Raw genomic sequence first — 2,848 nt, forward strand, 5'->3', positions numbered from 1 at the left:
GCCCCGGCACCGAACCGGGTCTCGCACCGGCCGTCGAATGTGATCCCGCGTTGCGGACCTGCGCGTACGGCGACAGGGACCGCCGCTCCGTGGGCATCGTCGGGGACGGCACCTTCGTCACCGTCGTACTGCAGGTCGAGTCGGAGGCAACCTCGTTGCGCGCCGACAGGCGTCAACGGCCCCTCCCCTTGCGGCTCGTGACGGACGCACTCGAAGTCGACGGCATCCGGCTGGAGTCCGCGCAGGTGGTGCTGCACACTCAGCCCGCACCCGCGCTGCACCTGCCGCAGGATTCCGTCGCCGTCGGCAACTACGCGCCCCTGCAGGCGCGGACCGGGACCCCCGCGGTACGGATCACCTGGATCGCCCTCAAGCTCGACCCGGAGCTCTGCCCGGAGGCCGTGACGGCACGCGGAGGGGGGCTGCTCGGCGCCCAGAAGTGCGTGGTGCGGGCCGTCGATCAGCTGGCAAGTCGGCTGACCGGGGCGGGCTTCCGGGTCACGGTGCTCGACGAGGAGGAGCTGACGTCCGCCATCGCCGCGTCCGCGGGCGCCAACCCCCTGGTCACGGCCCAGGCGGGGCGTGCCGATGCGCCGGAGCGCCGGACCGAGGAATCGGCGCGGTCGTGGCGTTGCGACAACCGCAGGCACACGACGTACTGGGTACGGCGCTGGCCGCAGCTCGGCGGCTCCGCGGGGCAGCCCCTCCCTCAACTCGTGGCCGCGCTCACCGCGGTGCCGGCGCTGGCGACCACGTTCAGTCTGACGCTGCGGCGCGATGACCGCAGGGAGGTGTCGCTGTGCGGCCACATGCGCGTGACGGGACGGGGCGACGCCGAACTCGTATCCGCAAGGCGCGCGTTGGAGCACGCCGCACGGCAGGCGAGGATCGGCCTCGTGCGGCTCGACCGTGAACAGCTGCCCGGAACTCTTGCCACTCTGCCGCTCGGGGGCACTCGCTGATGACCGCACCTGCACCTGCACCGTCCGCGCGGTCCGGGGAATCGGAGCCTTCGACGGCGGCTCGTGCCCGGCAGCGGATTCGTTCGGGGTTCGGTCTGATCGGGCCTCGGCACCCCCGGCATGTGCTTCCCCTGGAGTCGTTGCCCGAACTCGACCTCCCCGTCGGGGACGACGGCGTGGTCATAGGCGTCGATGCCGACGGCAGCCCCGCCGTGCTCGGCGTCAATCGGCCCACTCCGTACGACATGGTCTTCATCGGCGGACTGTGGACGGCGCAGGTCATTGCCCTGCGAGCGGCCGCGACCGGGGCTCGGGTCGCGGTGGAGACCGGGCGGGCCGGGGCGTGGGCGCAGTTGGTGCAGGCGCTCGGGGTCGGGCAGAGCGGGATGGCCGTGCATGACGTGGGGCGGGTGCCGCCGCAGGGGGCCTCCGCGGGGAGTCCGGTGCTCGTCGTGCGGGACTGCGGGATGCGGCCGCCTCGGGGTCGGGTCGCGTCCGCGCCCTGGCAGTCCGTGCTGACGGTGCTGCCCTATCTGAGTCCCGTCGCGCCTCGGCTCGTGCGGCAGGCGCGGTTGGTGGGCGTGCAGCGGGTGTCGCCGGACGAAGCGGCACAGATCGGGCGGCTGCTGGGGCTGCCGGGTGCGGATGTGGAGTCGCTGCCGACGTTGACCGACGGTGTGACCCTGTGGTGCGCCGATCGGGACCGGCAGTACGTGATGACGCAGGCCACCGATGCCGAGACCGGATTGTTGGGTACCGCCCGGCGGATGGACTGATGCCACTGAGCATCGGGCAATTCGGGGTGTGGTGTCGGGTGTTGGGTGATTTGTCCGTCACGGTTTGATGTACGCGGATCGCTCCCGGGTGGGGCGTGACGCAATGGACAGCATTGGTGGGGTGGACTGCCCTGCCGTGCTCGTGGTTTTGGTGATTAGGCTGGGACAGGACGCGACGCCAGAACCCTCGAGCGGGTCGTGCGCGTCCCTCAACGGGGAGAGCCAGGCGGATCGGACGACAGGAACGGTCGCCCCCCACCACGGCACGAGGGTGCTCGACCACATCAGGAGGCATTGTGAACAGCGATCGGGACGAGATCCGCGGGGGCTGGGACTCACCCGTCGATGATCAGTCCGACGCGGAGTCCGCTGCCGAGACGACGGGCGAGTTCACCATCGACTACGCCCCGCCCGCCTGGTACACGCAGAACGCTTCGGGCAGTGCGGGTGAGACGCCTTCGGCGCCGCCCGTTTCCACGCCGCCCGCCTCTACGCCGCCTGTGTCCACGCCGTCTGCCTCCACGCCTGCGCCGCCTGTTTCCGCTCCGGGGGATTCTGCTTCGGCGGGTTCCGGTTCTGTGGGTTCCGGTTCTGGGGATTCTGGTTCTGGGGATTCTGGCTCGGTGGATTCCGGTACGGCTGCTCCGGCTCCCGTCGCTGCTACGCCGCCGCCCGCCATGCCGTCCTTCTCCGCTCCGCCGCCTCCGCCGCTGCCCCTGGGTCCGCCTCCGGCGGGCGTTCCGGGTGCGGTGCCGAAGTTGCCCGTGGGGAGTGGGTTCCAGCCTGCTGTCGACTCGGATGACTCTGCGGACGAGGCGGGGGGCTCGGAGGACGCGGACACCGGGGTGTCTTCGGGTCAGGGTGAGGGTGCGAGTGCAGACGCGGGTGCAGGTAGCGCTGGTGCGGCTGGCTCTTCCGGTCCTGCCGCCGCTCCCTTCGTGCCTTCCGTCGTGCCGCCGGTGGCTTCCAGTGGTGGGGCCTCCGACTGGAGCGGGGCCCTGGCCGGGCCTGCGGCTTCCGTGCATGTGACCGGTGTCGTGCCGAAGGACGAGGTCGATGCCCTCGCGGAGGCCCGGGATCGCGATGCTTCCGGTGATCTGGATCAGGACG

General features: G+C 71.4%; 2 protein-coding genes and 1 pseudogene. All 3 read left to right on the top strand.

Annotation, left to right across the window (positions count from 1 at the left end):
- The coding region (gene eccE / locus AOK03_RS39135; RefSeq protein WP_055570101.1) for a type VII secretion protein EccE at positions 1-962 on the top strand (962 nt) is incomplete at its 5' end.
- Positions 962-1,738 carry a hypothetical protein gene (locus AOK03_RS39140; protein ID WP_055570102.1) on the top strand — a complete coding sequence of 259 codons (777 nt, stop codon included), beginning with the start codon at positions 962-964 and terminating at the stop codon, positions 1,736-1,738. The genes eccE and AOK03_RS39140, both read left to right, overlap by 1 nt.
- Positions 1,739-2,034: 296 nt before the next feature.
- Positions 2,035-2,115 (top strand): annotated as a pseudogene (locus tag AOK03_RS44960) (SCO5717 family growth-regulating ATPase); the annotation flags it as partial.
- Between the last annotated feature and the right edge of the window lie 733 nt (positions 2,116-2,848).

Origin of the sequence: Streptomyces atriruber (genome assembly GCF_001418325.1) — a bacterium.
Taxonomy (GTDB): Bacteria; Actinomycetota; Actinomycetes; order Streptomycetales; family Streptomycetaceae; genus Streptomyces; species Streptomyces atriruber.

Coding starts and splice junctions, on each gene's coding strand:
- AOK03_RS39140 (WP_055570102.1), top strand. CDS start 962: ATGACCGCACCTGCACCTGCACCGTCCGCGCGGTCCGGGGAATCGGAG.